This window comes from Chryseobacterium sp. JK1 (assembly GCF_050632815.1).
Classification (GTDB): domain Bacteria; phylum Bacteroidota; class Bacteroidia; order Flavobacteriales; family Weeksellaceae; genus Chryseobacterium.
On sequence record NZ_JBODRU010000004.1, the window covers coordinates 99,355 to 124,828 of the forward strand.

A 25,474-nucleotide genomic window follows, 5' to 3' on the forward strand; every position below is an offset into this window, starting at 1 on the left:
AAACCGCCTGCTTTTATATCAATGATAATAATCTTAGTGATTATCATATTTTTTATCCATTACAAAATCTTCCATGAATTTTGTAGTATAGTTTCCTGCAAGATAATCTTCATGATCCATCAGTTGTCTGTGGAAAGGAATAGTAGTTTTTACTCCTTCAATATAGAATTCTTCAAGAGCACGTCTCATTTTTGCAATAGCTTCCTCACGGGTCTGCGCCGTAGTGATGATCTTTGCAATCATTGAGTCATAGTTAGAAGGGATTGTATATCCAGAATATACGTGAGTATCTACTCGGATTCCGTGTCCACCAGGAATGTTTAATCCAGTGATTTTTCCTGGAGACGGTCTGAAGTCTGCGTAAGGATCTTCTGCGTTGATTCTACATTCAATAGAATGCAATTTAGGATAATAGTTGATTCCTGAAATAGGAGTTCCTGCAGCAAGAAGAATTTGTTCTCTGATCAGGTCATAATCAATTACCTGCTCAGTAATAGGGTGTTCTACCTGGATTCTTGTATTCATTTCCATGAAATAGAAATTTCTGTGCTTGTCTACAAGGAATTCGATAGTTCCTACACCTTCGTATCCAATGAATTCTGCTGCTTTTACAGCGGCGTCACCCATTTTCTCACGAAGTTCGTCTGTCATGAAAGGAGAAGGAGTTTCTTCAGTCAGTTTCTGATTTCTTCTTTGTACAGAACAGTCTCTTTCAGAAAGGTGGCAAGCTTTACCATATTGGTCACCAGCTACCTGAATTTCGATGTGTCTAGGTTCTTCAATCAGTTTTTCCATATACATACCTCCGTTTCCAAAGGCAGCTACAGCTTCCTGAATAGCAGATTCCCAGTGTTCTTTAAGATCTTCAGCTTTCCAAACCGCTCTCATTCCTTTTCCACCACCACCGGCAGTTGCTTTGATCATTACAGGGTATCCTGTTTCTTCAGCTATTTTTACAGCGTGCTCATAAGATTCAATTAATCCGTCTGAACCAGGTACACAAGGTACCCCGGCAGCTTTCATGGTAGCTTTAGCATTAGCTTTATCTCCCATTTTTTCGATCTGTTCAGGAGAAGCACCAATAAATTTGATACCGTTCTTCTGGCAGATTCTTGAGAAGTTAGCATTTTCAGATAGGAATCCGTAACCTGGGTGAATAGCGTCAGCATTGGTGATTTCCGCAGCAGCAATAATGTTAGGAATTTTAAGGTATGAGTCTTTACTCATAGCAGGACCAATACAAACAGCTTCATCAGCAAATCTTACATGAAGACTGTCTTTATCAGCAGTAGAGTATACTGCAACAGTTTTGATTCCCATTTCTTTACAAGTACGTAAAATACGCATTGCAATTTCGCCACGATTGGCTATTAATATTTTTTTGAACATCTTCTTCAATTTGAAAATTAGATAATTTGAAAATTAGATAATGTTATTTTAATGTAGAATTTAATCTAACATCTAATGTCTAACATCTAACTTCTAAATTAAGATGGATCTACTAAGAATAATGGTTGGTCGTATTCTACCGGAGTAGCATCATCTACTAAGATCTTAACGATTTTTCCGCTGATCTCAGATTCAATCTGGTTGAATAACTTCATTGCTTCAATTACACAAACTACTTTACCTACAGAAACTTCGTCACCTACGTTTGCGAATACATCTTTATCAGGAGATGGCTTTCTGTAGAATGTACCGATCATTGGAGATTTGATGGTTACATATTTGCTGTCATCAGAAGCCGCTTCAGCTTTTTCAGCAGGGGCAGCAGCAGGAGTTGCAGCTACAGGTGCCGGAGCAGCTACCGCTTGTGGTGCTGTGTGGTATACTGCAGGTTGTGCATAAACAGCGTCGCTTCCAGCTAATGGAGTTTTAATAGTGATTTCGAAATCTTTAGTTTTGTACTTCACTTCTGAAACTTCAGCCTTAGATACAAACTTGATAAGATTTTGTATGTCTTTAATGTCCATAAATTTGATATTTGATTTGATGCCAAAGATACCAAAAAAACGTAAAAAACAACAAAAAACCGCCAAATTTTATCAAAATTGGGCGGTTTTTGTATTAAAATGAGGCTTTTTCAGTGAAAAGCGACTCTTAGTTTTCTTCAGTAGTAGCTACTTCTTTTTCCAATACTACTTTACCTCTGTAGTAAAGTTTTCCTTCATGCCAGTGAGCTCTGTGGTAAAGGTGAAGCTCTCCTGTTGTTGCATCTTTAGCTAATTGAGGAACTACAGCTTTGTAGTGAGTTCTTCTCTTATCTCTTCTTGTAGACGACTGTCTTCTCTTTGGATGTGCCATTTTCTAATAACTTTTTTAATTGATGAGCGATGAGATTCATCATCTCATCATATTTAAATTATTCTATTTAATTATTGTCTCTTAATTTTCTTAAAGCATCCCATCTAGGGTCACTTTCATGTTCTTCCTCTTCAGCTTCCTCAATATCTTTCGGGCTGAACTGGTCAAGAATTTTCATGTCTTCATCATTCACATTAGGTGAAATCTTTTTCATAGGGATGGATAGCATTACATTTTCATAGATCAAATGCGCTATATTGAATGCATGGTCGCTTGCAGGAATAGTAATAACATCTTCATTGCTGTCATCATATTCTTCCCCGAAATTCACCAGAATTTTGATTTCATTCTCAATAGGATAGTCGAAATCTTCATTTGTTATATCACAAACCAATTCAACCAAACCATTTATTTTAATTTCAAATTCTAAAAAAGTCGTATGCTTATCTAATAAAACATCTGCTTTTATTCTAGGATTTGTAAATTCTTGCTCAGTGTCAAATAATTGAAAGAACGTTTTATCTATCTCAAACTTGAACTCGTGTTTTCCGTTTTTAAGTCCGGAAAAGCTTACGTCATAGTTTCTTAACTTGTCCATAAAATGAGTGTGCAAAAATATGCATTTTTTTTATAATAACAAATAAAATCTCAAACAAATTAATTTAAAATTTGTTTCAACGATTTATGCTTCAGTTTCCTCAGGAAGATCCTCGTCTATTCCGTTATCAACAACCATTTTTCTAGGCTGAAGGCGGTTGTTCATCAGATCACTGTATTCACTTCTGTTTTTGAAAATCTTAATAGCAGTGAAAATAGCTTCTGTAAAACTCTGTTCATCGGCAATGTTTTTTCCGGCAATATCATAGGCAACTCCGTGGTCGGGAGATGTTCTGATAAAAGGTAAACCTGCCGTATAATTCACTCCTTCCTCATAAGCCAGTGTTTTGAAAGGAGCTAACCCCTGATCATGGTACATGGCTAAAACTGCATCAAAATTCTTGTATTTATTAGGTTGGAAAAAGCTGTCTGCCGGGAAAGGCCCGAATGCCAGTATTCCATTATCAGAAAGTTCTTTGATTGCCGGAGCGATGATCTCTATTTCTTCTGTCCCGATAACACCACCATCGCCAGCATGAGGATTTAATCCCAACACTGCGATTTTGGGTTTCTGAATGCAGAAGTCTTCAATAAGAGTCTGATTCAATACTCTGATCTGTTTCTTGATCTTATCCTTGGAAAGATTTTCTGCAACCTGAGAAATCGGAATATGATGGGTAGAAACAGCTACCTTAAGGTCTTCAGTAACAAGGAACATCAATCCCTTTTTGCTGAATTTCTCCTCAAAATAGCCGGTGTGGCCAGTGTGTTTAAAGCCCATTTTTACCATCTCATCTTTGTTGATGGGAGCGGTTACAAGCACATCAATATCTCCTCTCATTAAAGCTTCCGTAGCCGCTTCCAGAGAATCAATCGCCATTTTGGTAGATTCTTCGGTAGGAACTCCCAATTCTACATTAACGTTTTCCTTGGTAAGATTCACCATATTGAGTTTTCCCGGTTGAGCCTGAGAAGCCTCGTTAACATAGTTGAAATTAAGATTCAGCTTAAAAATATTTTTCTGATAAGTGAATAGTTTTCCCGAACCAAAAATTACAGGAGTGAAAAAATCCGTAATAGTTTTGTCTTTCAGAGACTTCATAATGATCTCCGGACCGATGCCGTTGAAATCACCGATTGAAATTCCTACTCGTACTTTATGGTTTTTTGGGCTCATTTTGATTATCTTTGAAGATTATAATTTACAAATTTAGCAAAAAATAATATGTTCACAGGAATTATTGAAGCAGTTGGTGTTATTGAAAAAATAGAAGAGAAGGGAAGCAATATCGATTTTACCCTGACCTGCCCTTTTACAAACGAACTTAAAATTGATCAGAGTCTGGCTCACAACGGGTGTTGTCTTACTGTGGTTGAGATTAAAGATACCCAATATGTAGTAACCGCAATCAACGAAACTTTAGAAAAAACCAATCTTGGAAAATGGGAATTGGGAACGGTGGTTAACCTTGAGCGTTGTATGAAAATGGACGGTAGATTAGACGGTCATATTGTTCAGGGACACGTTGATAAAACGGGTGAGGTCGTAGGAATTGAAAATAAAGACGGAAGCTATTTTATTACCATGAAATATGAGAACGATGGAAGTTTTGTAACAGTACCTCAGGGGTCTATTACCGTAAATGGAATCAGCCTTACCGTAGCAAAAAGTGAAGATGCGCAGTTTTCTGTGGCAATTATTCCTTACACATGGGAATTTACCAATATGAAACATTTAAAAATTGGTGATCAAGTTAACCTGGAATTTGATATTATTGGTAAGTATATTGCTAGGTTAATTAAAAAGTAGGATGTCAATCAATAAATATAAAGGATATAGCTTAAGAAATCGCGTATTTTTCGGGTTCTTACTGGTATGTTTCTTAAGTGTTGTCGCAACTTCGCTTGTTCCTTATTTTGTTTTAAGGAATAACTCTCTGCAGCAGAGTACGATCGATATGCAGGAGAAGACGAATGCTGTAATGCGGTATCTCGACTATGCGGTAAGCCAAACGCTTGTAGAAACAAAAGACCTTCCGAAAGTTTTAGGGAATAAAATCTTTGAAATTGCGGATATCAACCAGCACGACATTGTTATTTATGATTTAGCAGGGAACTATCTTCTTTCCAGTAAAGATGAAGCTTTGGTAGATCAGAAAACAATTCCTATAGAAATTGTTAACAGAATTCTGGCAACCGATGCTAGAGTAGATATGGTGAGATATGATGCCGCAAAAGATGCTAAACTGACTTCTTCCTATCTTTTACTGAAAAACAATGAGCTGGAGCCGGTCGGTATTGTCTATATTCCTTTATATCATAATGAGTCTGCTTATCTGGATGTTCTTCATCAGTATGTAAAATATATTCTTTTAGTGGATATATTCCTGATCCTGTTCAGTATCTGGATTAGCTGGGTAACTTCCAACAGTCTGGCAAAAACAATTACCAAATTCTCTGATATGATTACCCGTATTACATTATTTGAAAATGAAATGCGCCCTATCAGATACTATAAAAATGATGAGCTTAATGCTTTGGCAAGAGCTTATAACAGAATGATTCTTCAGATTCAGGATCAAAAAGAGAGATTAAGATTCAAGGCGTCAGAAGAAGCATGGCGGGAAATGGCCAAGCAGGTAGCGCACGAGGTGAAAAATCCTCTTACTCCTATGAAGCTTACTATTCAGAACTTTGAAAGAAAATTTGATCCGCAGGATCCCAATATCAAAGAAAGAGTAAAATTAATGAGCAAAACCATGGTAGATCAAATTGACCTGATTGCTACCGTGGCTTCAGCTTTCTCAGAATTCGCAAAACTTCCTGAAAAAAATAATGAAGTCATTAACCTTAATACTGAGGTAGAAGATATTCTCCGTGTATTCAATGACGACAGTATCTTTATGCATGCTAATAAGAATAATATTATGATCAATATGGACAGAATTTACTTGTCCAGAATCATCACCAATCTTGTTACCAATGCCAAACAGGCAGAAAGTGAAGAGAGAAAACTGATCATCAATGTAGATGTAGAACAACATCAGAGAAGGGTTATTATTTCCGTACAGGACAACGGGATCGGAATTCCTGAAAATATGTACGAAAGAATTTTTGAACCCAATTTTACCTCCAAAAACAGTGGAATGGGACTTGGCTTATCTATGGTAAGAAAAATGATTGAGGATTATAAAGGAGAGATCTCTGTGAAATCAGAAGTAGGAAAGGGATCAACATTCATTATCACACTTCCTACTAATTTATAGTGAAACCTTTTAAGTTTAAACAGTTTGAAATTCAGCAATCCAAAGAAGTCTTCCGCGTAGGGACAGACGGTGTTTTGCTTGGAGCGTTGGCCAATGTAAATAATGTTTTCCATACTTTAGAAGTAGGGACGGGAACAGGGCTGATTTCTCTCATGCTGGCTCAGCGAAACCTACAAACGAAGGTCTTAGGTTTGGATATTAATGAAGAAGCCGCTGCTCTTACAAAAGTTAATTTTGAAAATTCGCCTTTCCATAACAGACTGGCTAATAAACATCTGGACTTTAAAACTTTTGAAACAGAAGTGAAGTTTGATCTGATTGTTTCCAATCCTCCTTATTTTGAAGAATCGGATTCAGGCAAAGATAAAATTGCCCGGCAAATGGTTGAATTGAACTTTATTCAGCTGATTAGCGGTGCTGCTCAAATTGTATCGCCAAAAGGACTTCTTTCTGTTATTATTCCCATTGAGGCAGGAGAATCTTTTGTTTCCATTGCAGAAGAAAAGGGACTTTTCCTAAATCGTAGGGTCAATATTAAAGGTATTGAAAGCTCTAAAATAAAAAGATTAATCCTTGAGTTTTCACTTCATAAAGAAGAAATTTCAGATTCTGATTTTATTATAGAAAAAAGTCCGAGAATATACTCGGACCAATATCTTGAACTCACAAAAGAGTTTCATATCTTTAAAAAAAAGGTTGATAATTAAAGCGGTAATTACATAAGCACTGTAATTTTCAAGTCTTTTAATTTCTTATTCAAATAATTCTGCAGTATCTAGTACAGAAACTTTTCCATCTTCACATCTGATGGCTTCTCCAGGGAAGTTTTGAATCATATGGTAATCGTGAGTCGCCATTACTACAGCAGCACCATTCTCAAGGGCAACCTGCTTCAGTAGAGTCATGATTTCGTTGGAAGTTTCAGGATCAAGGTTTCCAGTTGGCTCATCTGCCAAAATAAGATCAGGGTGATTAAGAAGAGCCCTTGCAATAGCAATACGCTGTTGTTCTCCTCCTGAAAGTTCGTGTGGCATTTTGTGCTTTTTGCTCTTCATGTTCACACTTTCTAAAACCTCGTTGATGCGATCTTCTATTTTTACTTTGTCGTTCCATCCTGTAGCTTCCAGAACGAACTTTAGATTTTTTTCAACCGTTCTGTCCGAAAGTAGCTGGAAGTCCTGAAATACAATTCCTAATTTTCTTCTTAAGTTAGGAATATCAGAAGGTCTAAGCTTTGCAAGATCAAATCCTACAACCGCTCCATGTCCTGATGCCAAAGGAATATGCCCGTAAAGAGTCTTTAAAAGTGAACTTTTTCCGGAACCTGTTTTCCCGATAAGATAGCAGAATCTTCCTTTTTTGATGTTAAGATTTACATCAGAAAGAACGGTAAAGTTTTTTTGCGCAATCTTGGCGTGCTGCAAACTTATGATATTGTCTCCGGAGATATTAGTATGTGGCATAATGTAATTTTAAAGGCTGTTTCTAATAAAAATATTTCAACTTTTAAAAATAGAAAAAAGAAGTCTATCTGACGTAATTTTTAGTAAATTTTAACAACAAAAAATGCTTGAAAAGCAACTTCTCAAGCATGTTTTGTATATGATAATAAAAAGATTATCTCTTAGCGCGTGCAGCACTTACAGTTAAACTCTTTCTGCCTTTAGCTCTTCTCGCAGCCAAAACTCTTCTTCCATTTGGCGTAGACATTCTTTCTCTGAAACCGTGTTTGTTTCTCTTTTTTCTTTCTGATGGCTGGAATGTTCTTTTACTCATTACTATATGTTTAAATCGTAATTAATCTATTAATTTTCAGGTTGCAAAGATATATAAAATTTTATAAGTTACAAACTTTAACGATCTTTTTTTAAAATTATATGTTAGGTTTTTTACTCAGTCTTTGGTAAACCCTGATAACAAAACCAATTTCAGCCACAAAAATAATATGTAGATGATTTATATAAAAGCTCTATCTTTGAAAACTTTAATTTTAACGAAAATAAACACCCGATGTTTACACCAGCAGAACTTTTAGAGATTAATACATTACTGACACCTGAAAACAAGATCGTTATCCTTACCCATTACAATCCTGATGGTGACGCTATTGGTTCCAGCCTGGGATTGAAACATTATTTAAAGGCAAAAGGAATCCACGCTGAGGTTATTGTTCCTAATGATTTTCCAAAATTTCTGAAATGGATGCCGGAAGCTAAAAAAGTAACGATTGCTGAATATAAAAGAAAGTTGGCGTCTGATATTATTGCCACAGCAGATGTTATTTTCTGTCTGGATTTCAATTCTCCTTCCAGAATAGGATTATTGGGTGACTGGTTGGTAAAAGCGCAAGGAAAGAAAATTCTTATTGATCATCACCAGCAGCCGGAACCATTTGATTTTGTCTATTCAGATACTGTTATTCCTGCAACTTCACAGATGATCTATCATTTCATCGAAGTAATGAACGATGAACAACTGGTGAATCAGGATGTAGCAGAATGCCTTTATACAGGGATTATGACCGATACCGGAGGTTTCCGTTTTCGCTCCACAAGTGCTGCTACGCACAGAATTATTGCCAATCTGATTGAAAAAGGTGCAGATCCGGCTATGATTACATCTAATACCTGGGATACCAACACGGTTTCCCGTCTTCATTTATTGGCTTTGGTTCTGGGAAGAATAGAAGTGGTGAACGATGGAAGAGTAGCTATTTTGAGCCTTACCAGAAACGAACTTAAAGAATTCGGTTTCCAGAAAGGAGATACAGAAGGCTTTGTAAACTATGGTTTAAGTATCGCGGGCGTTAAAATGTCTGCATTTTTCATGGAAGATCTGTATGAAGATTTTATTAAAATTTCTTTCAGAAGTAAGGATGATGTTGATGTGAATCAGTTCTCCAGAAAATATTTTAATGGGGGAGGGCATATTAATGCTGCAGGTGGAAAGTCTGTTGATTCGCTACCGGGAACCATCGAAATATTTAAAGCAAGACTGATCGAAGAAAATCTGTAGACATACAAAATTGTCCATTAGACAGGAGTGCTTAAAATTAGACTGTGAAACTTTTTTACAGTTCTTTATTGGACCGTTAAGCCTAATCCTTTGCTGTAACCTTTTTCCTCAAGTTCTATACAGGTATATTCATACACTTGCTGGAACATTTCATCCATGTTTTTTTTGCTGAAAAGACTGTATTTCGTCATTTTGGGTGGATCTAAAAAAATATTACAATATTTTACTTTAGAATAGACCGACTTGGCTATAGCCAGATGGAGAATTCTGTCGAACTCTTTCATCAGGCTCATCTTGTTCAGTTCATCATAACTGAGCGAGTTAACATGAGAAGCGATCAGGAAATCACATTTATCGATGATAGGTTCAATAGGAAGATTGTCTAAAACACCACCATCCACGTAGATTTTGTCACCAATTTTTACCGGAGGAAGAATAAAAGGAACGCTTGATGATGCTAATAACGGAGCAAAAAGCTCTCCTTCAGAGAAGAAATCTACGATACCGTGCGTCATTTCTGTAGCAGTCACATAAACGGGGATTTCTAAAATATTGAAATTATCCTCCGGAAAGTAATCTTTAAGCAGTTTTAAAATAAAATTAGAACTGAAGATTCCGTTTTTTGAAAGCTTTAATGATGATCTGGAGAAAAAAGAAGTCTGCCGTACAATCTCCATCATTTCATCCGGTGTTTTTCCAAATGAGTAAAAGGCTCCGATAATAGAGCCAGCACTGGTTCCTGAGATAATATGGGGTTTCAGGTTATATTCTTCCAAAGCTTTCAGAACAGCAATATGGGCAATCCCACGCATTCCTCCGCCTGAAAGTGTAAGTCCGATAACCGGTGGTTTCTTTTTTTTGAACGAAAATAAAGCCATTGCAAAAATTATCCTCTACTAATATACAGGATTTTTTCGTAAGTATGGGGTAAGGTTGTTGTATCTGAGCGTTAAAAAACCAGTTTCTTAGGAAGATGATGAAGGAGCTCTGTGTTGATAATCTCTGCGCAGATTCCCGGTTTTTCCCAATGGCCGTTGTGCCCACAGTCTAGAATATAAGATTTTATATTGGTTCTGTCCGGAAGATGTTTGATCATCACCTCTGTTTTCACAGCATTGTCATGTTTGCCAGCCAGGACTAAGATTTTAGCTTCCAGATTTTGCATGATGTGTTTTTTATCTGTTCTCTCCACCATTCCTTTTACACAGGCAAGAGCGCCGAGGTTGTTGGTAGAAAGTGCTGTTTCCAGTGCTGTTTCAATTTTTCCTTCCAGAACATCTCTTTCGTTGGGGTTGAAAAGATTGGGTACTCCAGCTCTGGCATAGTGCGCAAAAGCATCTTTGATGATTCTGTAACTTTTGATGCGCTGTTGTTTTTTTTCTTCATCATCTGCAAAATAAGTGGAGAAAAATAAAGTGAGACTTTTTAATGTGTCTGGATATTTTTCTGCAAAAGCCAAGGATATGTAGCCACCCATAGAATGCCCCAGCAGATGTACTTCTTTTAAATTCTGATGATCCAACACTTTTTTTACTTCCTCGGCCATCAGTTCCATGGTGTGGACTTCGCCTAAGATTTCAGACTTTCCATGACCGGGAAGATCAATTTTTAACAATGAAAAATCCTTAGAAAGATGAGGTTCCATGTCATTCCATATGGAGAGGTTTTCCATAAAGCCGTGGAGTAGTACGAGTGTTTCTTTTCCGTTTCCTTTTCTTTCAAAGTTCAGCATGATTTCAAATGTATAAAAGGTTAAAATAAAATCAGAATCCGTCAGAAAATTTCTGAAGAATTGGGTGTTCAAATGTAAACAAAAAAGAGGAATAAAGTAGGAAGAAGGACAGATGGTATAACTATCCCTCTTAGATGATAAATTTGTTTATAATAAAAAAGGCTGTCTCATATCTGAAACAGCCTTCACTTTATTGAACTAACTCTTTATATATTTTTGTTTCCCAAGGTTTAATATCGGTAACGCCATAACGCTCTTTTTTAGCAATGGCAATATTATCCAGCATATCTACAAAGTTTTTATAGTTGGCTTCATCAGTTGGCTTGATAATAATGGTGAAATTTTCCTGGTTGGGAGCATTTTTATACGCTTCAGAGATAATTTTAGAGATTTTAATTCCACTGAAATCGGTTTCTTTAAGATTGCTTGTATTCAAATCTGTAGAATTACTTTGATGATAAAATACTCTGTTGTCTTTTCCCAGAATAAAAGTTACCTGGTTTTTGTCTTTGATCACATTTTCGTTGATTAGGGGCTCATGAGACTTTGCGGGCAGCCCCAGATCCATTACATTAGGTTTTGTGAAATTAGTTGTGAACATGAAGAAGGTGATCAACAGAAAGCCTAAATCTACCATTGGAGTCATGTCTACTCGAATCATTTTTTTCTTTTGTTTGCCGCCCTGTTTCTCTTGCGCGATTACTTCAGCCATAGTGTTTGTTTTTAATGTTAAACGGTATTTGATGAAAATATAAAAACCCGATCGTTGTTTTGAGAAATTGATACAAAGTTTATGCCTTAAATGATAAATTCGTTTTATTTTTGAAATTTAACTGATGATATACACTTAAATACTGTTAAAATCAAAGCATTAAAAAAGCCTTATCAGTAAATTGATAAGGCTTGAGTTATTATGATGTAAAATCTATTTGTTTTTTTTGAAATAATTGACTCCGCATTCTAAGAATTTTTTGAAGTCCTCTTTTGGCATATATCCAGAAACGGGTGTGTTGATCACTTTTCCGTCCGGAGTTATTAAAACATAATGTGGCTGAGAGTTGTTGTTGAAGTTAACCTGCTGGAATAAGCTCCATCTGTCACCAATTGTTTTTACCTTTTTGATTTGTCCGTCTCCAAGATCAATCTTAGTTTTTTGATCTTCAGGAAGCTCTTCTTTATCATCTACATATAAAGAGGCCAGTACTACATCATTTTGAAGAATGGGAAGAATATCCGGTTCGCTCCATACAAACTCTTCCATTTTTCTACAGTTTTCACAGCCATATCCGGTGAAATCGATCAGGATAGGTTTACCTTCTTTTTTGGCAATTTCAATCGCTTTAAAGAAATCATGTTCCGGATGCATTCCCAGAATTCCATCTTTTTCATCATGGAAATAGCTAACATTCAATGGAGGCAAAATTCCACTCAGCAGCTGAAGTTTCGGACGCTCAGAAGGAATTAATCCCTGAACAAGATAAACCACAAAACCAATTCCTAAAACTCCCAAAACCTTTCTTGTGATAGAGATTTTAGGTTTTTTATCATCATGTGGGAATTTGATGAAGCCTAATAGGTATAATGCCAATCCTAATGCAATAATGATCCAGATCGCAATAAAAAGTTCTCTTTTTAAGAAGAATGTTTTCGATACAAGATCTGCTTTAGACAAGAATTTCAATGCTAATGCAAGTTCTACAAACCCTAAAACTACCTTTACAGTATTCATCCATCCTCCTGATTTAGGAAGGCTCTGTAATGCTTGTGGGAATAAAGCCAGAAGTCCAAAAACAATAGCCCATGCCAATCCAAAGCCAGCCAAAGCAAATGTTAATAACATCGGAACATTTGAGGATCCTGTAACAGCACTTCCCAGTAAGCTTCCTAAGATAGGACCTGTACAAGAGAACGATACGATTACTAATGTAAGAGCCATAAAGAAGATTCCGATGATTCCACCAGCTTCTTCCGCTCTTGAAGACTTATTGGCAATAGAACTTGGCAGAGTAATATCATAATACCCGAAGAAACTTCCGGCAAAGAAGATAAATATGATAAAGAAGGCAATGTTCAGCCATACACTTGTAGAAATCTCATTGAAGATATTTCCTGCAATTCCATCAATAATATGGAAAGGAATACTTAATAAAACGAAGATCATAAGAATGAAGAATCCATAGATCAACGCATCTCTTTTCCCTTTTGCTTTATTTTTACTTCCTTTTGTAAAGAATGAAACTGTTAAAGGAATCATTGGGAAAACACAAGGCGTCAGTAAGGCAATTAACCCTCCGATAAATCCTAAGAATAAATAAGTCCAGTAGTTTTCATCTACCTTAGCAGAAGCAGTTCCACAATCCGTTAAAGGATTTTTGAAATCTATGGTTTCAATTTTCAATTTCTTTGGATCAAGTTTAGAGGTCTCCGTAATAACCATTGCATCTTTTGAAGGCTCTTCTGTAACGGTTTCAACTGTTTTTACAGAATCTTTTTGTGGTTCTGTAGTGGCAGTCTCTTCAGTTGCTCCTTTTGGAGTTACTTTTTGATTGAACTCTAACGTATTAGGTGCCAGACAAACTCTGTCGTCACAAGTCTGATAAGTGATTTCAGAAGTGACATCTGCCGGTTTGGTTGGATCTTTTAATTTGAATTTCTGTTTAAATCCTGCGGAATTGGAATAGAATACGATAGTTCCTCCAAATGCTTCAGAAAATTCTTCATGTTTTTTACCTACTTCGGTAAATTTCCCGATCAATTCAATATTCTTTCCTGTTACTTTATACTCAGTAGGAATTCCCGTATCTTCCGGTAAATCTTTTGAGTAAATGTGCCATCCTTTTTCCATCGTAGCATTCAAAACTGCTTCGTATTGGTTGTTGCCAAGATCGTTGATGGTGAATTTAAACTTTACAGGATTTTTTATCTGTGCATTAATCCCCGTTGCTAAAAATAGTAGAATTAATAAAAACCAATTTCTAAATTTCATTGTTCCTTTCATTAAAAATTTTGAGACTCCACTTTGTCTTCTCATGCTTTGTATATCTTCCATGCTGTCTGAAAAAAGAGGATTCCAATTACAGAATCCTTCCTGTTTGACAGTATCCAGATTTTTTGCCTCGCTAAAATAGCTAATTTTTTGTCCCTAAAAAATTTAGAAACTTTCTTTTTTTACTCTGAGGTTTAAAATATTCTGCCTTCTGCCTCTGATTGCAATAAAAGCGTTGCTTATTGTATTATTCAGAATAATTATTGATTTTATCGATTTTGTTGACTTGCTATTTCTTTTTCAAAACAGAAGCTCCTACTTCTAAAAACTGTTCAGGATTATAATATCCGAAGTCATACTGAACCAATTTTCCTTTTGAATCCAGAAATAAAAAAGAAGGATAGTTTACAATTTTAAACTCCTTGGCCACGCTTAGCCCTTCTTTTTCTGCATCTATACCAATGTTTACAAAATTCTTGTTGAACATCTCTCCAATTTTAGGATCCGTAAAGGTCTTTTTTGCCATGAGCTTACAAGGCCCGCACCAGGTGGTGAACAGATCGATAAAAATTAGCTTATTCTCTTTTGCTGCGATTTTTTTCGCAGCCTCCAAATCAATTTTTTGAAAATTGATGCCTTTGCTTTGTGCACTTAATGAAATTCCTATTAGTATAAGAAAGCTCAATACGATTTTTTTGAACATATATTTCTTTTTCTTAAGATGTTCCCGAATAAAGAATAAAATCACCCAGGAATAAAATTATTTTATGTAATTGAATGATTTTCAGTCGAAAAAATATTTTTATTTTTAATCTTTTTGATTTGCTCTACACATTTGTACTTTTGATTCTGAGCATTATGCCTGCTGGAATACTGGTATTTGTCCTGAATTTCCTCAATACTTTTATTTTCAACAAAAATGTCATGGATAAGATTCTGACAATGGGAAGAAATAGACTTCATATAACCCATCAGTTTTTCCCAATAATATTTTTCATTTTCAATAGCAGTACTTATTTCCTGCTGATGTTCCACGAAGTAACTTTCAGGAGACGCTACATAGAAATTTCGATTGTTTAGTTTCTTCAACCACAAATTTTTAACAATACCAATGATATAATTTCCCAGGCAGGTTTGAACCCTGAACTCATCAGCATTCAGCTTTTCATAAAGAATGAGGAGCGCATCCTGAAAAACATCTTCTGCATCTTCCACATTTCCTTTATTCTTGAAAATAAATTTTTTGGTATAACCGAAATACTGTTGGTATAAAATTCCAAAAGCTATATTGCTGTCTTTCTTAAAATCATCAACAGCTAACGAATTAGTTGTTTTTCTGTCCACTTTACCGTTATCTTTTTTTGAGTAGTTCCGCCTGCCTGATATCTGCGATCCTGTCTAAAAGGGATGACTCCCAAGATATGGTTGGCAGAGTCACATAATAACCAGATCTTTTCCTTCGTCAAAGCAGATAATTTTTGGTCCCGGAAAAACTTAGAAACTTTCTTCTTACCTGAAAAACCAGTTGGATAAAACTCATCTCCATCTTTTTGTTTTCTCAAACGCAATGGAAATTGAAGCTTTTCTGCATCAAAATCCCATTCAAACTCTTTTACGATTTCATGAATGTTTTCACTATCATCTACGAGATTGATGGTAATCTGGTTTTCAGAAAAATCAAAATGTTCAATCAGAACTGTTTCATTCTTTTTTTCCTGTTCGTGAATAATTTTGATAAAAATCAATTCATCACGATTAACAACTAACTGATAATCTTTTGAGAAAAAAGAACGGTTGTTTTCCGACTTGAAAATTTTAGGAATCTCTTCTTTCTGGCTGAAACCGTATTTCTTTAAAATTTCAAATTTTACAAAATCGCTTTCCTGCTCAAGCTTTTCTTTTGATAAGATTTTATGGTCTTTGTTAAATAAGGTCAGTCGATTTTCTATTTCCAGAATCTGACCCTGAACAAAATCTTTGGCTTGATTGAGGTAAGAAGAACTTTTTTTGAAATTATCTAGAAAATGATCATTCGTTTCTAACAGGGCAGGAACAATTTCGTTTCTAATTTTATTTCTCAGATAATCACTTTTTTTATTCGAAAGATCTTCCCGAAATTCAATGACATTTTCTCGGGCAAATTCATAGATATCTTCTTTAGAAAATTCCAAAAGCGGACGGAGAATATTATTATCATGTGAAGGAATCCCGCTCAGACCATTGATGCCTGCAGCTTTGGAAAGGTTGATGATAAAAGTCTCCAGCTGATCATTCAGATGATGTGCCGTAACCAGAAATTCTAGACTTTCTTTTTCCTGAATTTCTTTAAAAAAGCGGTAACGCAGCTCTCTTGCCCAGAGCTGGATTGAATTTTCCGGCTTTTTATCCTTACCCGAAACTTCATATAAATGAAATTTAATATGATTTTTCTCACAAAAATCCTGTACAACTTTTTGGTCCAGATCAGAATCTTTACCACGTAGTTTATAATTGATATGTGCCACCTGAAATTCGTATTCCAAATCGGACGAATTGTCTTTTAAATCCTTGAATAGCGTGGCCAAAACCATCGAGTCTGCCCCTCCGCTCACGGCCAAAAGATAAGTGTGTTTTAGGGGTTGCTGAACGAGTGTTGCTAATTGGTAGATAAAGCTTGATTTTTCCAACATATGTGTGGAGAATTTCTTTTATGCAAAGATAACCGATAATATTCAATTGAATTTCCCTAACTTTGAGTTCTTTAAAAATGTTTACTTATGAAGATTTTAAAAATTTTAGCAGTTTCTGCTGTTGCGTTGGGGATGACATCTTGTATTAGCAAGAAGCAGTATGACGCTTTGAGCTCAAACTATAAACAATGTATTGAAAATGTAGGAGAAAGACAAAGAGAAATTCAGGATTTGAAATCTCAGAACTCCGCATTAGTAGGTGAAAACAATTTGTTGAAAAGCCAACATGATGCTTTAAAGTCATCACTTGATGCCTGTCTTTCAAACACAGGAAAAAGCTCTGCTAATATCGATAAATTGGTAGGTGAAATCAACTCTTCCAATTCTTACATCAAGCAGTTGATCTCAAGTAATGCTAAAAATGACAGCTTAAACCTTGCATTGTCTAACAAACTGAAAAGATCTTTGGATAATGTTTCAGATCAGGATGTACAGGTGAAAGTATTGAAAGGAGTGGTAATGATCTCTCTTTCTGATAAAATGTTATACAAAACAGGAGACTACAACATCTTACCTGCTGCTCAGGAAGTGCTAGGTAAAGTAGCAAAAGTAATTAACGATTACGATAAATATTCAGTATTAATTGAAGGTAATACAGATAATGCAGCATTAAATTCTCCTAACTTGCCAAGAGACAACTGGGATCTTTCTGCATTAAGAGGTACTTCTGTTGCTAAAGTTCTTCAGACTCAGTTTGGAGTAGATCCTGCAAGAATTACAGCAGGTGGACGTTCTGAATACAACCCTAAAGCGACAAACATGAGCGTTTCTGGTAGATCAGAGAACAGAAGAACTGAAATCATCATTATGCCTAAACTTGATGAATTTATGAAACTGATGGATATTGCTCCAAAGAAATAGTCAATAATCTATAAAATAAAAAAAGCTGTGTCAAATGATGCAGCTTTTTTGTTTTCAGTTGTAGAGACAAGAGGGGGAAGATATTTTTAGATATAAATTTATTCTATAACCTGTTTGTGAATCGGATTTCTTACTGTTTTCCGCAACGATGGAACTTTTTTTGTTGCAGGTTGTTCAAAGTAGAAATTGGTCATATTCCACACGATCATAATTGCTGAGAAATAATACAGATTGAGGACAACTGCAATCCCTATATGCATGGAGATTGTCAAGAATAACCATGTTTTTTGCGTTGTTTTAATCCAGATAAAAAGAGGATAAAGCATCTCAATCAAAATAGTGCTCCATCCGATGATAATAAGAAAATATGAGTGTTCCGCCAACCATGTAAAATCAATGCTAAGATCTCTGTTGGAATAAGGCAGATGGATTGCTTTCCAGATGGATTCACCATTCCACCAGTTGAATCCTAACATTTTATCCAAACCCGAGAAGAAATAAGCAATGGAAATATGAATTTGGAACAATCTTTTTACAGGAGTAATATTGACCTCTGTAGGTTTTTTATTAAAAATAAAATTTCTGAGAGAAAAACGATGATCAGCGGGGAAAAGGATCAGATAAAATAATGACATACTCGTAAAGAAATCTGCCCCATACGCAAAGAAAGAACTTCCTTTCAAAAGGGCAATTTGTAATATTAACAACGCAAATGCTGAAGCTCTGGAATAGAATCCGGTAATGATAAAAGTGCACAATGTAATAAATGACACTTTCATCATGATAGTGGTTGTACTTTCAGAAATTCCGAACTCCTCAAGAAAATGAATTATTTTTGGAAAGGTAATCAGCCATTCAGGCGTAAAGACATTCATAATATCTTGTGGAATAATGCTGCTACTTGAAAATAGTTTATCAAAATCCGGCATTACAGCTAGAAACTGAAGCAGAACAATCATTCCTATGGAAATCCTGAAGAAAATCAGAAATTCCGTTTGATGATCTTTTGCAAAGAAGAAATTTTCTATTTGATGATAGATCAGGTTGAGCTTTTTCATCATTTTAATGTTTAAATTCATCGACAAGAATAAAATTTTCAGTCCTTTTACCCTTTTTAAAATCAACGATAGTAGGGTAGTCAAATAGATAAAGCCTTGTGGTTACGTCGGTGGCTTTAGGGTTTTCTTTCATGACGTTTTGGGCAATCTGTTGAATAATGATGTCCAGATACTGATAATACTTTTTATCATACTGGTTTTTATCCGAGAGCTTATCGAGAAACATATTGAAGACGGTGGTATATCTTACTCTGCTTTCTTTACTTTTAAAATAAGGCAAAGACTTCTCTTCTAAAATTTTTCCGTTGTTATCTTTCAGTTCAAAATTCAGAACAAAGTCACTGGCAACATTAGGTGCGTAAAAACCGTAACCTGTATCAAAACCTGTATAAGATGTAAATATACTTATAGGTAATGATTGTGTAATATTTTCAGAAATCCTGTAAGGCATAGGTTTCTGGTAGCTTTTATTTTCATAGTAAAAACCATAATATCCATCAAACGTTCCTTTCAGCCCGATAATGAAAACTACTAACAATACAATGAAAATTCCTGATAACTGAAGCTTTCTTTTCATAGCGGAAGATTTTAAGAAAGGCTGTTTTGGTTACAAAGCAGCCTTTGCTGTTATTACTTGTAGTTAACAAGTACACTGTTGAGTTTCACATTGATTTTAGGATCTATTGCCATATTGTTTTTTACAGACTTCATAATTACGTTCGTCAGGTTCTTTCTTCCCATTGTTGGAGGACATATCGTATATTCGTCAGCACCTCTTACGGTAAGTTTGCTTAGAGACGCGATGTCTTTCTGGCTCAGAAGTGCCGCATTTGTGGCAAACTGATTGTTTTGGATAGAATAATAGTTCGTACCTAGCTCTTTCGCTCCATACTTTTTGATAATACCATCCACTTTTGTTTTAAGATCTCCATACTTTCTCCAGTCAATATTGGCTTTTAACAGGCAGCCACGGATGATGTATTGTCGGTTGACTTTGTAGATGATAAAATTGGCTCCGAGGCTGGTTTGATGAATTTTTTGCAGTGACAGTAATGTTTTCATATCTTCATCTGTGATCTTCTTTACGTCTTTGATGAGGTAATTATTATCAACGATGTAGTTGCCCTTGTCTTTGTAAAAAGACATTTCCTGAGGTTTCAGCTGGGAAAAAATAATAACGAATCCCACGATTACCCCAATTAACAATAATGTTTTTGTTTTCATGTGGTTGTTTTTAGAAATAAATCCCTACTCTGTTTAGGATTTTCGGGTCCCTCCTTTTTGTATGTTTTAAATGATTGTAAATTGTATTTTTCAAACAGGAATTTGAAAAACTATAGAATTTCAGATACTTAATGGATTGAAATCAGGTTTTGCTCACTTCAAGTATATAATGACTTGTGTGGAAAATAGAATAACCTTTGGCAAATACCCTTAGCAGGATAGTCTGTTTTTCAGGTAAATTGATAAAAGTATCTTAAAAGTAAAGCTGTACGTAAGCTTGTTGATGGGTGTAGTTTGGAAAATGGTTAACCCGAAATGGGATTGTATTGTAGATCTGGCTTTCAGACAATGATGTCTGGTATTACCTGAAATAGCTTTGCTTTAAATAAAATAAATCCCGAAGGAGATCGGGATTTATTTTTAATCAAATTAATTCTTCTTTTTTCAAGAGCGAAATAATTCTTTGCAAAAATGAATTGGATATTTCAGTCTTAGTTTTTCTTACAGAAGAATCCGTTTTGCCTTTCGGTATCACGGCTTTTTGATTCTCATGGTTAGTTTTTGTTTCTCCTGCAATCATCTTGTTTACTTAGTGTTTTTACCCCTTGTTCTCTTTGCAAACTTATAACTTATATGATAAAAAAGATATCCGTATTTTCCCGGTATTTTATATGTGTTTTTCCCTGTGAATTCATTTATATAGGATAATAATCTGATTTTTCAATATGTTAAATGATAAATTTAATCATCTGTATATGAAAATAATAAGTATATTTATATCTCTTTATAGAGAAATAATATAGAGATGTCCGAAAATCTTAAAGAGTAGGAATTATAACTAAACAAAATAATTATGAAAAATCTAAAAAAACTTTCAAGAGTACAAATGAAAGATGTACAAGGAGCTGTAAGAGACTGCAATCCACAGATTATTTGCAGTCCTACCCAGGAATGCTGCCCGGGATGGGTTTGTGCTACCTATGGCCAATATTGTATTGCTTATTAATCAGCCATATACATGCTAAGAAAGAGGAGAGTAATATCTTCTCTTTTTTTGTATATAATGTTGAAAAGTGCAGACTGCTCAGAAAACGCTTTAAAATCCTTAAATTTGTTTAAATAAAAAAATGTATGAGCTTTTTTGAAGAAAAAAATCCGGAAATGGACCGATATTTAGAAGCACACACTTCTTCAGAGTCTGAAATTTTGAGAAAACTGAGAAGAGAGACTTATCAGAAGACAACGCAGCCACACATGATTTCAGGATATCAGCAAGGAAGACTTCTTACAATCATTTCTCAGATGATGCAGCCTAAAAATGTACTTGAAATTGGTACTTTTACAGGATATGCCACGTTATGTCTTGCAACTGGACTGGCAAAAGGCGGTAAAATTACAACCCTTGATGTAAATGAAGATTTAGCCTATCTACCCAAAAAATATTTTGATGAAAGTGAATATGCAAATCAGATTCATTTTAAGCTTCAGGATGCTAAAACATTTTTACAGGAAACGGATGAGGTCTTTGACCTGATATTTGTAGATGCCGACAAGGAAAATTATGCAGAATATTTCAGACTGATAAAGCCTCATACAAAATCCGGTTCTGTTGTTCTGTTTGATAATGTACTTTGGTACGGAAAAGTACTGGAAGAAGATCCCAAACTTAAGTCTACCCAGTCTATCAAAGAATTAAACGATTTAGCGGCAAAAGACGAAGATTTTGAAAATCTTATTTTACCTTTGCGTGATGGAGTGAACTTCCTTCGTAGGAAGTAATTATATTTTCAAAGATCAAAAATAGGTAAAGATTCTTATGATCGTCATTTTTTAATCTTTACATTATTCAATCTTTAAACTCAGAGTTAATGAATAAAGGAATTTGTATTGTTACAGTAGCGCCGGTTCGTGCAGAAAGTTCAGACAGGGCTGAAATTGTTACAGAAATATTGTTTGGAGAAAGTGCAGATATTTTGGAAGTGAATAAAAACTGGACCAAAATAAAAATGCACTATGACGGATATGAAGGATGGATGGATACCAAGCAGATCAAACCTGTAACGGATGAAGAACTTGCTAACAGGAAAGTAACTGTAGTAACCGAAGATTTTTCTTCTGTATTGATGAAAGATGGGAAAACATTATTGTCTATGGGCTCTGAAGTGGAATTTCCTGTGGTAGCTTCCAGAAGAAGTCATGATGTACGGGAAAGTATTGCTCTTACCGCTAAAGAATTTTTGAATGTGCCTTATTTATGGGGAGGCAAAAGCTTTTTTGCCGTAGACTGTTCAGGTTTTACTCAATTGGTTTATAAAGTTCACAATATCAAAATACCAAGAGATGCTTCTCAGCAGGCTGAAGTAGGGGAAGCGCTTACTTTTATAGAAGAAACACAGCCGGGAGATTTGGCTTTCTTTGAAAATGCAGAAGGGAAAATTATCCATGTAGGTATTATGCTTGAAAATCAAAAGATCATTCATGCATCCGGAAAAGTAAGAATAGATACTTTAGACTCTACGGGAATCTTTAATAAGGAGCTTAATAAACATACTCATAAGCTGAGAGTCCTTAAAAGTGTGATTTAAAAATATGAAAACCTCAGGCATACTTTTCATTGTGAATGCTTTGTTACTTGTTGTAATCTGGAGCTTTACATTAATGAAATATGCTGGATTACCAGATGTTATCCCCACTCATTTTGATTTTAACGGAAAAATAGACGGGCAGGCCGGGAAGGATTCAATATGGACTCTTCCATGTATTGCAACTTTCATTTCATTTCTATTCTTTGCAATATCAAAAAATCCACAATCTTCCCTGTTGAATGTTCCCGATAGTTTTCGCAAAAAAGAAAAGATAGGTCTCTATATTTTTTCGCTACAGCTTCCTGTAATGATTCTGTTTTTAGATATTATAATAGAGAGTATTCGTATAGCAGAAAGCAAACAAACAGAGCTCAGTAATGTGGTTTTCTATATTTTAGGAATCATGTTTGCGATCGTAGGAATAGGACTTGTCACCTCAATCCGTGAAGGAATAACAAAAAAATCAGACCATTAAATTAAACCAACTTTGAAACTGCTTTATACCCTATTTATCAGCCTTCTTACTTTTGGAATGAAAGTTTTCGCATTATTGAATGATAAAACGAAGAAAGGCGTTGAAGGAAGGAAAGAATCTCTTCAGAAAGTTAAAACTACATTTTCTAAAACCGATAAAGTGATTTGGATGCACGCCGCAAGCTTGGGTGAATATGAACAGGGATTACCTGTTTTAGAAAAGCTTAAAGAAAACCTTCCGGATCATAAAGTCCTGATCACATTCTTTTCGCCTTCCGGATATGAAAATGTTGTGAAAAAGAAGCATTTGGGAGATGTAATCTGTTATCTTCCTTTCGATAAAAAATCTCTGGTAGAAGAATTTGTATCACATTTTGATGTTAAACTATTCTTTACGGTGAAGTACGATTACTGGTACAATCTCCTTGCTGAACTAAAAAAAAGGAATGTGAAAATCTATGTTATTTCTGCTTTATTCTATGAAAGACAGTCTTTTTTTACATCTTATGGAAAATGGTTTGTAAAGCAGCTAAGAAAGAATATAGACTGGTTTTTTCATCAGACTCAGTTTTCTCTTGCCTTGGCCAAAAGTATTGGGTTAAACCAGTCTTCCGTAACTGGGGATACAAGGTTTGACAGAGTGAAGCAACTCAGAAAAAGAGATAATCATGTAGAATATATCAAAGATTTTATTGGAAATAATAAAACGGTAGTTTTCGGAAGCTCTTGGCAGGCAGAAGAAAAAATAGCGGAAAGACTTTCACAAAAAAATCATACCCTGAAAATAATTATGGCACCTCATGATCTTAAAAGAGTGGATCATTTAAAAAATATCTTTCCTGAGGCTTTGCTGTACAGTGAAATAAAAAACACCAAGCTTTCAGATTCCAAAGCTCAATTGTTAATTATAGACAGTATCGGATTGTTGTCCAAACTTTATTCATATGCCGATATTGCTGTTGTAGGAGGAGGTTTTCATGATGCTGGTCTACATAATATTCTTGAAGCTGCGACTTTCGGAGTTCCTGTTGTTTATGGGAACCATTATAGAAAAAATCCTGAAGCAGATGATCTGATTGCTGCAGGAGGAGGGAAATCTTTTCGACATGAATCTGAAGCCGCAGAATTTATCTTGTATCTTGCCAATCAGGACAATGAAAAAGAACTTCTTGCGATGGCACAAAATGCAGGTAGATTTATAGGTGAAAAACCGGATTCTACAGCGATGATTTTACAGAAAATTTTATCTTAAAAATCCCTGACTTTTTATCTCTTTCATAATTTGATCAATATTTTCAGGAATTTTGTCAGACTCGAACCAGTTGAGATCAAGCCCGTTATTGATGCATAATTTTTGTAGATAATGATTTTCGGAAATTTTATTTTGAATGGAGCGTAAATAGTCATCAAATTCCATCCAGTAATCTTCATCCAGTTTCTTTATCAGAATCAGAGATTTGAAAATTTTGTTGATCAGATATAAATAAAGCTTATACACATTATCAAAACGCTGTCTGCTTAAATCATTATTATAATCCAGAATTTTGTCGATAAGAAGAAGATTAAGTGAGACTTCGCCAAACTTATCCGTTGTAATCTTAATGTGTTCTGTGATTTCCGCACTTATTTTTCGGATAATGGTCAAGAAATATTTGGCATTTCCAATGTATTTTGCAGCCAGAAGAATTTTCTCCTCTACATTTTCTTCCATTGCATTTCTTTTATCATCCGTGGTTTCAGGATCGATGAGCTCGAAATACAACTTTTTAGACAAAAGCTTATCTTTTCTCAGTAATCTGAAAATAAGTCTGTCTTTTTCCACATTTGAGAAAGCACTTAATGCTGCTTTAAACTCCTTTGAATACTCCATTTAATTGAAAATTTTCGAATACTTCATAAATCCGTTCAGTGCCCAGTTTGCCGTATAATACAACGAGGTGATTGTTGAAAATCCCATGAAGTCCTTATACACAAGATACTGATCTTTGATCATATTTTTTTTATTACGGGAAACACTGTTTTCTCTCATTCTGTACTTTGCCAACGTTTTGTTGATAGGCATTCCTTCCGGAATTACTTTGAGAAGATTCAGCCACATCACATGGTCTTCACGTTTGCTTTTCACAGGAAACATGAATTTACCAACTCTTTGAGTGTCATACATTGTAGAAACTGGGGCCAAGCGGCATGTCTTCAACAGGTTGGAGAATGTAACCACTTTATCCGCCAGAAAATCTTTCAATATAGGCTGTAGCTGCTCGTTACATCTTGAATAATTACAGTAAACAAGTTCCACATGATGTTCCTGCATATAATCTGTCATCGTTTCAAGATATTCCGGATACCAGAAGTCATCAGAATCCAGAAAAGCAATGTATCTTCCCTGAGCTCTTTCCAGACTGTTGTTTCTGGCATTTCCCGCGCCACCGTTTTTATCCAATACCTGTAGTTTTATTCTGGGATCATTATATTTCCTAATGATTTCTACAGTATTGTCTTTGGAGAGGTCATCAGTAATCAGCCATTCCCAGTTTTCATAGGTTTGGTTAAGAACAGACTGTATCGTTTCCTCAATAAATTCCGTTGAATTGTAGCAAGGTGTTATAATGGAGACAAGATCTTTCATTTATGTTTTCTAAAGTG

At 35.3% G+C, this 25,474-nt stretch carries 29 protein-coding genes; 10 read left to right on the forward strand and 19 right to left on the reverse strand.

What is annotated here, in order from left to right; all coding sequences use genetic code 11:
- Positions 1–33 precede the first annotated feature (33 nt).
- The 5 genes from accC to pdxA form a co-directional block, all read right to left on the reverse strand.
- Positions 34–1,389, reverse strand: a complete 1,356-nt coding sequence (gene accC / locus ACQ76T_RS19335; RefSeq protein WP_431344891.1) for an acetyl-CoA carboxylase biotin carboxylase subunit — start codon at positions 1,387–1,389, stop codon at positions 34–36.
- Positions 1,390–1,487: 98 nt separating this feature from the next.
- Positions 1,488–1,973, reverse strand: coding sequence for an acetyl-CoA carboxylase biotin carboxyl carrier protein (accB, locus tag ACQ76T_RS19340; RefSeq protein WP_422695562.1), 486 nt, complete (start codon positions 1,971–1,973; stop codon positions 1,488–1,490).
- A 127-nt stretch (positions 1,974–2,100) separates the two neighbouring features.
- Positions 2,101–2,304 (reverse strand): 50S ribosomal protein L32, encoded by a 204-nt coding sequence (rpmF, locus tag ACQ76T_RS19345; RefSeq protein WP_007843326.1) that lies wholly within the window; start codon positions 2,302–2,304, stop codon positions 2,101–2,103.
- A 67-nt stretch (positions 2,305–2,371) separates the two neighbouring features.
- The gene (locus ACQ76T_RS19350; protein ID WP_431344892.1) at positions 2,372–2,902 is read right to left on the reverse strand and encodes a YceD family protein; all 531 of its coding nucleotides are present in this window, start codon (positions 2,900–2,902) and stop codon (positions 2,372–2,374) included.
- Positions 2,903–2,986: 84 nt separating this feature from the next.
- Positions 2,987–4,078, reverse strand: a complete 1,092-nt coding sequence (gene pdxA, locus ACQ76T_RS19355; RefSeq protein WP_431344893.1) for a 4-hydroxythreonine-4-phosphate dehydrogenase PdxA — start codon at positions 4,076–4,078, stop codon at positions 2,987–2,989.
- A gap of 48 nt (positions 4,079–4,126) precedes the next feature.
- Here pdxA and ACQ76T_RS19360 point away from each other — a divergent pair, with 48 nt between their 5' ends.
- The 3 genes from ACQ76T_RS19360 to ACQ76T_RS19370 are packed head-to-tail and all read left to right on the forward strand — an operon-like array spanning position 4,127 to position 6,874.
- A complete protein-coding gene (locus ACQ76T_RS19360) occupies positions 4,127–4,711 on the forward strand; it encodes a riboflavin synthase (protein ID WP_431344894.1) in 585 nt (194 codons plus the stop codon).
- A 1-nt stretch (position 4,712) separates the two neighbouring features.
- The gene (locus ACQ76T_RS19365; RefSeq protein ID WP_431344895.1) at positions 4,713–6,167 is read left to right on the forward strand and encodes an ATP-binding protein; all 1,455 of its coding nucleotides are present in this window, start codon (positions 4,713–4,715) and stop codon (positions 6,165–6,167) included.
- Positions 6,167–6,874: a tRNA1(Val) (adenine(37)-N6)-methyltransferase gene (locus ACQ76T_RS19370; RefSeq protein WP_431344896.1), complete on the forward strand. Its 708-nt coding sequence runs from the start codon at positions 6,167–6,169 to the stop codon at positions 6,872–6,874. Before ACQ76T_RS19365 ends, ACQ76T_RS19370 begins: the two co-directional genes overlap by 1 nt.
- A gap of 45 nt (positions 6,875–6,919) precedes the next feature.
- On the opposite strand, the gene ACQ76T_RS19375 is transcribed toward ACQ76T_RS19370, so the two are convergent.
- Together ACQ76T_RS19375 and rpmH are read right to left on the reverse strand one after the other, a co-directional pair.
- Complete coding sequence (locus ACQ76T_RS19375; RefSeq protein WP_431344897.1) at positions 6,920–7,630, reverse strand: cell division ATP-binding protein FtsE; 711 nt, start codon at positions 7,628–7,630, stop codon at positions 6,920–6,922.
- A 154-nt stretch (positions 7,631–7,784) separates the two neighbouring features.
- The gene (gene rpmH, locus ACQ76T_RS19380; protein WP_034701860.1) at positions 7,785–7,943 is read right to left on the reverse strand and encodes a 50S ribosomal protein L34; all 159 of its coding nucleotides are present in this window, start codon (positions 7,941–7,943) and stop codon (positions 7,785–7,787) included.
- A gap of 234 nt (positions 7,944–8,177) precedes the next feature.
- On the opposite strand from rpmH, the gene ACQ76T_RS19385 reads away from it, so the two are divergent.
- Positions 8,178–9,182: a DHH family phosphoesterase gene (locus tag ACQ76T_RS19385; RefSeq protein WP_431344898.1), complete on the forward strand. Its 1,005-nt coding sequence runs from the start codon at positions 8,178–8,180 to the stop codon at positions 9,180–9,182.
- Positions 9,183–9,247: 65 nt separating this feature from the next.
- Here ACQ76T_RS19385 and ACQ76T_RS19390 read toward each other — a convergent pair whose 3' ends face one another.
- The 7 genes from ACQ76T_RS19390 to tilS form a co-directional block, all read right to left on the reverse strand.
- Entirely contained in the window at positions 9,248–10,060 is an 813-nt protein-coding gene (locus ACQ76T_RS19390) for a patatin-like phospholipase family protein (RefSeq protein ID WP_431344899.1), read from the reverse strand.
- Positions 10,061–10,131: 71 nt separating this feature from the next.
- Positions 10,132–10,914: an alpha/beta fold hydrolase gene (locus tag ACQ76T_RS19395; RefSeq protein ID WP_431344900.1), complete on the reverse strand. Its 783-nt coding sequence runs from the start codon at positions 10,912–10,914 to the stop codon at positions 10,132–10,134.
- 190 nt (positions 10,915–11,104) lie between these two features.
- Positions 11,105–11,626, reverse strand: coding sequence for a biopolymer transporter ExbD (locus ACQ76T_RS19400; protein ID WP_431344901.1), 522 nt, complete (start codon positions 11,624–11,626; stop codon positions 11,105–11,107).
- 213 nt (positions 11,627–11,839) lie between these two features.
- Entirely contained in the window at positions 11,840–13,900 is a 2,061-nt protein-coding gene (locus tag ACQ76T_RS19405) for a cytochrome c biogenesis protein CcdA (protein ID WP_431344902.1), read from the reverse strand.
- Between the two features lie 289 nt (positions 13,901–14,189).
- Positions 14,190–14,603, reverse strand: a complete 414-nt coding sequence (locus ACQ76T_RS19410) for a thioredoxin family protein (RefSeq protein ID WP_431344903.1) — start codon at positions 14,601–14,603, stop codon at positions 14,190–14,192.
- A 62-nt stretch (positions 14,604–14,665) separates the two neighbouring features.
- Positions 14,666–15,244: an RNA polymerase sigma factor gene (locus ACQ76T_RS19415; protein WP_431344904.1), complete on the reverse strand. Its 579-nt coding sequence runs from the start codon at positions 15,242–15,244 to the stop codon at positions 14,666–14,668.
- Positions 15,217–16,569 (reverse strand): tRNA lysidine(34) synthetase TilS, encoded by a 1,353-nt coding sequence (gene tilS, locus ACQ76T_RS19420; RefSeq protein ID WP_431344905.1) that lies wholly within the window; start codon positions 16,567–16,569, stop codon positions 15,217–15,219. The genes ACQ76T_RS19415 and tilS overlap by 28 nt, the downstream gene beginning before the upstream one ends.
- Before the next feature lie 87 nt (positions 16,570–16,656).
- Between tilS and ACQ76T_RS19425 the strand changes: the two genes are divergently transcribed.
- Entirely contained in the window at positions 16,657–17,490 is an 834-nt protein-coding gene (locus ACQ76T_RS19425; protein ID WP_431344906.1) for an OmpA family protein, read from the forward strand.
- Between the two features lie 98 nt (positions 17,491–17,588).
- Here the strand turns inward: ACQ76T_RS19425 and ACQ76T_RS19430 are convergent, their stop codons facing one another.
- Genes ACQ76T_RS19430 through ACQ76T_RS19440 form a run of 3 tightly spaced genes read right to left on the reverse strand, consistent with a single transcriptional unit; the run spans position 17,589 to position 19,772 of the window.
- Complete coding sequence (locus ACQ76T_RS19430) at positions 17,589–18,569, reverse strand: hypothetical protein (RefSeq protein ID WP_431344907.1); 981 nt, start codon at positions 18,567–18,569, stop codon at positions 17,589–17,591.
- On the reverse strand, positions 18,553–19,125 hold the full coding sequence (locus tag ACQ76T_RS19435; RefSeq protein ID WP_431344908.1) for a hypothetical protein: 573 nt from the start codon (positions 19,123–19,125) through the stop codon (positions 18,553–18,555). The genes ACQ76T_RS19430 and ACQ76T_RS19435 overlap by 17 nt, the downstream gene beginning before the upstream one ends.
- Before the next feature lie 53 nt (positions 19,126–19,178).
- Positions 19,179–19,772 carry a hypothetical protein gene (locus tag ACQ76T_RS19440; RefSeq protein ID WP_431344909.1) on the reverse strand — a complete coding sequence of 198 codons (594 nt, stop codon included), beginning with the start codon at positions 19,770–19,772 and terminating at the stop codon, positions 19,179–19,181.
- 853 nt (positions 19,773–20,625) lie between these two features.
- On the opposite strand from ACQ76T_RS19440, the gene ACQ76T_RS19445 reads away from it, so the two are divergent.
- The 5 genes from ACQ76T_RS19445 to ACQ76T_RS19465 all read left to right on the forward strand — a co-directional run bounded on the left by ACQ76T_RS19445 (position 20,626) and on the right by ACQ76T_RS19465 (position 24,083).
- Positions 20,626–20,778, forward strand: a complete 153-nt coding sequence (locus tag ACQ76T_RS19445) for a CCPGW family putative bacteriocin (protein WP_431344910.1) — start codon at positions 20,626–20,628, stop codon at positions 20,776–20,778.
- Between the two features lie 125 nt (positions 20,779–20,903).
- A complete protein-coding gene (locus ACQ76T_RS19450; protein WP_431344911.1) occupies positions 20,904–21,551 on the forward strand; it encodes an O-methyltransferase in 648 nt (215 codons plus the stop codon).
- An 89-nt stretch (positions 21,552–21,640) separates the two neighbouring features.
- Positions 21,641–22,357 (forward strand): NlpC/P60 family protein, encoded by a 717-nt coding sequence (locus ACQ76T_RS19455; protein WP_431344912.1) that lies wholly within the window; start codon positions 21,641–21,643, stop codon positions 22,355–22,357.
- Between the two features lie 4 nt (positions 22,358–22,361).
- Positions 22,362–22,832, forward strand: coding sequence for a DUF1648 domain-containing protein (locus ACQ76T_RS19460; RefSeq protein ID WP_431344913.1), 471 nt, complete (start codon positions 22,362–22,364; stop codon positions 22,830–22,832).
- Between the two features lie 12 nt (positions 22,833–22,844).
- On the forward strand, positions 22,845–24,083 hold the full coding sequence (locus ACQ76T_RS19465) for a 3-deoxy-D-manno-octulosonic acid transferase (RefSeq protein ID WP_431344914.1): 1,239 nt from the start codon (positions 22,845–22,847) through the stop codon (positions 24,081–24,083).
- Here ACQ76T_RS19465 and ACQ76T_RS19470 read toward each other — a convergent pair.
- Together ACQ76T_RS19470 and ACQ76T_RS19475 are read right to left on the reverse strand one after the other, a co-directional pair.
- Positions 24,075–24,701 (reverse strand): deoxyuridine 5'-triphosphate nucleotidohydrolase, encoded by a 627-nt coding sequence (locus ACQ76T_RS19470; RefSeq protein ID WP_431344915.1) that lies wholly within the window; start codon positions 24,699–24,701, stop codon positions 24,075–24,077. The genes ACQ76T_RS19465 and ACQ76T_RS19470 overlap by 9 nt on opposite strands.
- Complete coding sequence (locus ACQ76T_RS19475) at positions 24,702–25,457, reverse strand: glycosyltransferase family 2 protein (protein ID WP_431344916.1); 756 nt, start codon at positions 25,455–25,457, stop codon at positions 24,702–24,704. It lies immediately after the preceding gene.
- Between the last annotated feature and the right edge of the window lie 17 nt (positions 25,458–25,474).

Coding starts and splice junctions, on each gene's coding strand:
- ACQ76T_RS19435 (WP_431344908.1), bottom strand. CDS start 19,125: ATGAAAAGAAAGCTTCAGTTATCAGGAATTTTCATTGTATTGTTAGTA.
- ACQ76T_RS19425 (WP_431344906.1), top strand. CDS start 16,657: ATGAAGATTTTAAAAATTTTAGCAGTTTCTGCTGTTGCGTTGGGGATG.
- rpmF (WP_007843326.1), bottom strand. CDS start 2,304: ATGGCACATCCAAAGAGAAGACAGTCGTCTACAAGAAGAGATAAGAGA.
- ACQ76T_RS19450 (WP_431344911.1), top strand. CDS start 20,904: ATGAGCTTTTTTGAAGAAAAAAATCCGGAAATGGACCGATATTTAGAA.
- ACQ76T_RS19445 (WP_431344910.1), top strand. CDS start 20,626: ATGAAAAATCTAAAAAAACTTTCAAGAGTACAAATGAAAGATGTACAA.
- ACQ76T_RS19410 (WP_431344903.1), bottom strand. CDS start 14,603: ATGTTCAAAAAAATCGTATTGAGCTTTCTTATACTAATAGGAATTTCA.
- accB (WP_422695562.1), bottom strand. CDS start 1,973: ATGGACATTAAAGACATACAAAATCTTATCAAGTTTGTATCTAAGGCT.
- ACQ76T_RS19455 (WP_431344912.1), top strand. CDS start 21,641: ATGAATAAAGGAATTTGTATTGTTACAGTAGCGCCGGTTCGTGCAGAA.
- ACQ76T_RS19440 (WP_431344909.1), bottom strand. CDS start 19,772: ATGAAAACAAAAACATTATTGTTAATTGGGGTAATCGTGGGATTCGTT.
- ACQ76T_RS19375 (WP_431344897.1), bottom strand. CDS start 7,630: ATGCCACATACTAATATCTCCGGAGACAATATCATAAGTTTGCAGCAC.
- ACQ76T_RS19475 (WP_431344916.1), bottom strand. CDS start 25,457: ATGAAAGATCTTGTCTCCATTATAACACCTTGCTACAATTCAACGGAA.
- pdxA (WP_431344893.1), bottom strand. CDS start 4,078: ATGAGCCCAAAAAACCATAAAGTACGAGTAGGAATTTCAATCGGTGAT.
- tilS (WP_431344905.1), bottom strand. CDS start 16,569: ATGTTGGAAAAATCAAGCTTTATCTACCAATTAGCAACACTCGTTCAG.
- ACQ76T_RS19360 (WP_431344894.1), top strand. CDS start 4,127: ATGTTCACAGGAATTATTGAAGCAGTTGGTGTTATTGAAAAAATAGAA.
- ACQ76T_RS19400 (WP_431344901.1), bottom strand. CDS start 11,626: ATGGCTGAAGTAATCGCGCAAGAGAAACAGGGCGGCAAACAAAAGAAA.
- ACQ76T_RS19430 (WP_431344907.1), bottom strand. CDS start 18,569: ATGAATTTAAACATTAAAATGATGAAAAAGCTCAACCTGATCTATCAT.
- ACQ76T_RS19460 (WP_431344913.1), top strand. CDS start 22,362: ATGAAAACCTCAGGCATACTTTTCATTGTGAATGCTTTGTTACTTGTT.
- ACQ76T_RS19470 (WP_431344915.1), bottom strand. CDS start 24,701: ATGGAGTATTCAAAGGAGTTTAAAGCAGCATTAAGTGCTTTCTCAAAT.
- accC (WP_431344891.1), bottom strand. CDS start 1,389: ATGTTCAAAAAAATATTAATAGCCAATCGTGGCGAAATTGCAATGCGT.
- ACQ76T_RS19350 (WP_431344892.1), bottom strand. CDS start 2,902: ATGGACAAGTTAAGAAACTATGACGTAAGCTTTTCCGGACTTAAAAAC.
- ACQ76T_RS19395 (WP_431344900.1), bottom strand. CDS start 10,914: ATGCTGAACTTTGAAAGAAAAGGAAACGGAAAAGAAACACTCGTACTA.
- ACQ76T_RS19365 (WP_431344895.1), top strand. CDS start 4,713: ATGTCAATCAATAAATATAAAGGATATAGCTTAAGAAATCGCGTATTT.
- ACQ76T_RS19385 (WP_431344898.1), top strand. CDS start 8,178: ATGTTTACACCAGCAGAACTTTTAGAGATTAATACATTACTGACACCT.
- ACQ76T_RS19405 (WP_431344902.1), bottom strand. CDS start 13,900: ATGAAATTTAGAAATTGGTTTTTATTAATTCTACTATTTTTAGCAACG.
- rpmH (WP_034701860.1), bottom strand. CDS start 7,943: ATGAGTAAAAGAACATTCCAGCCATCAGAAAGAAAAAAGAGAAACAAA.
- ACQ76T_RS19390 (WP_431344899.1), bottom strand. CDS start 10,060: ATGGCTTTATTTTCGTTCAAAAAAAAGAAACCACCGGTTATCGGACTT.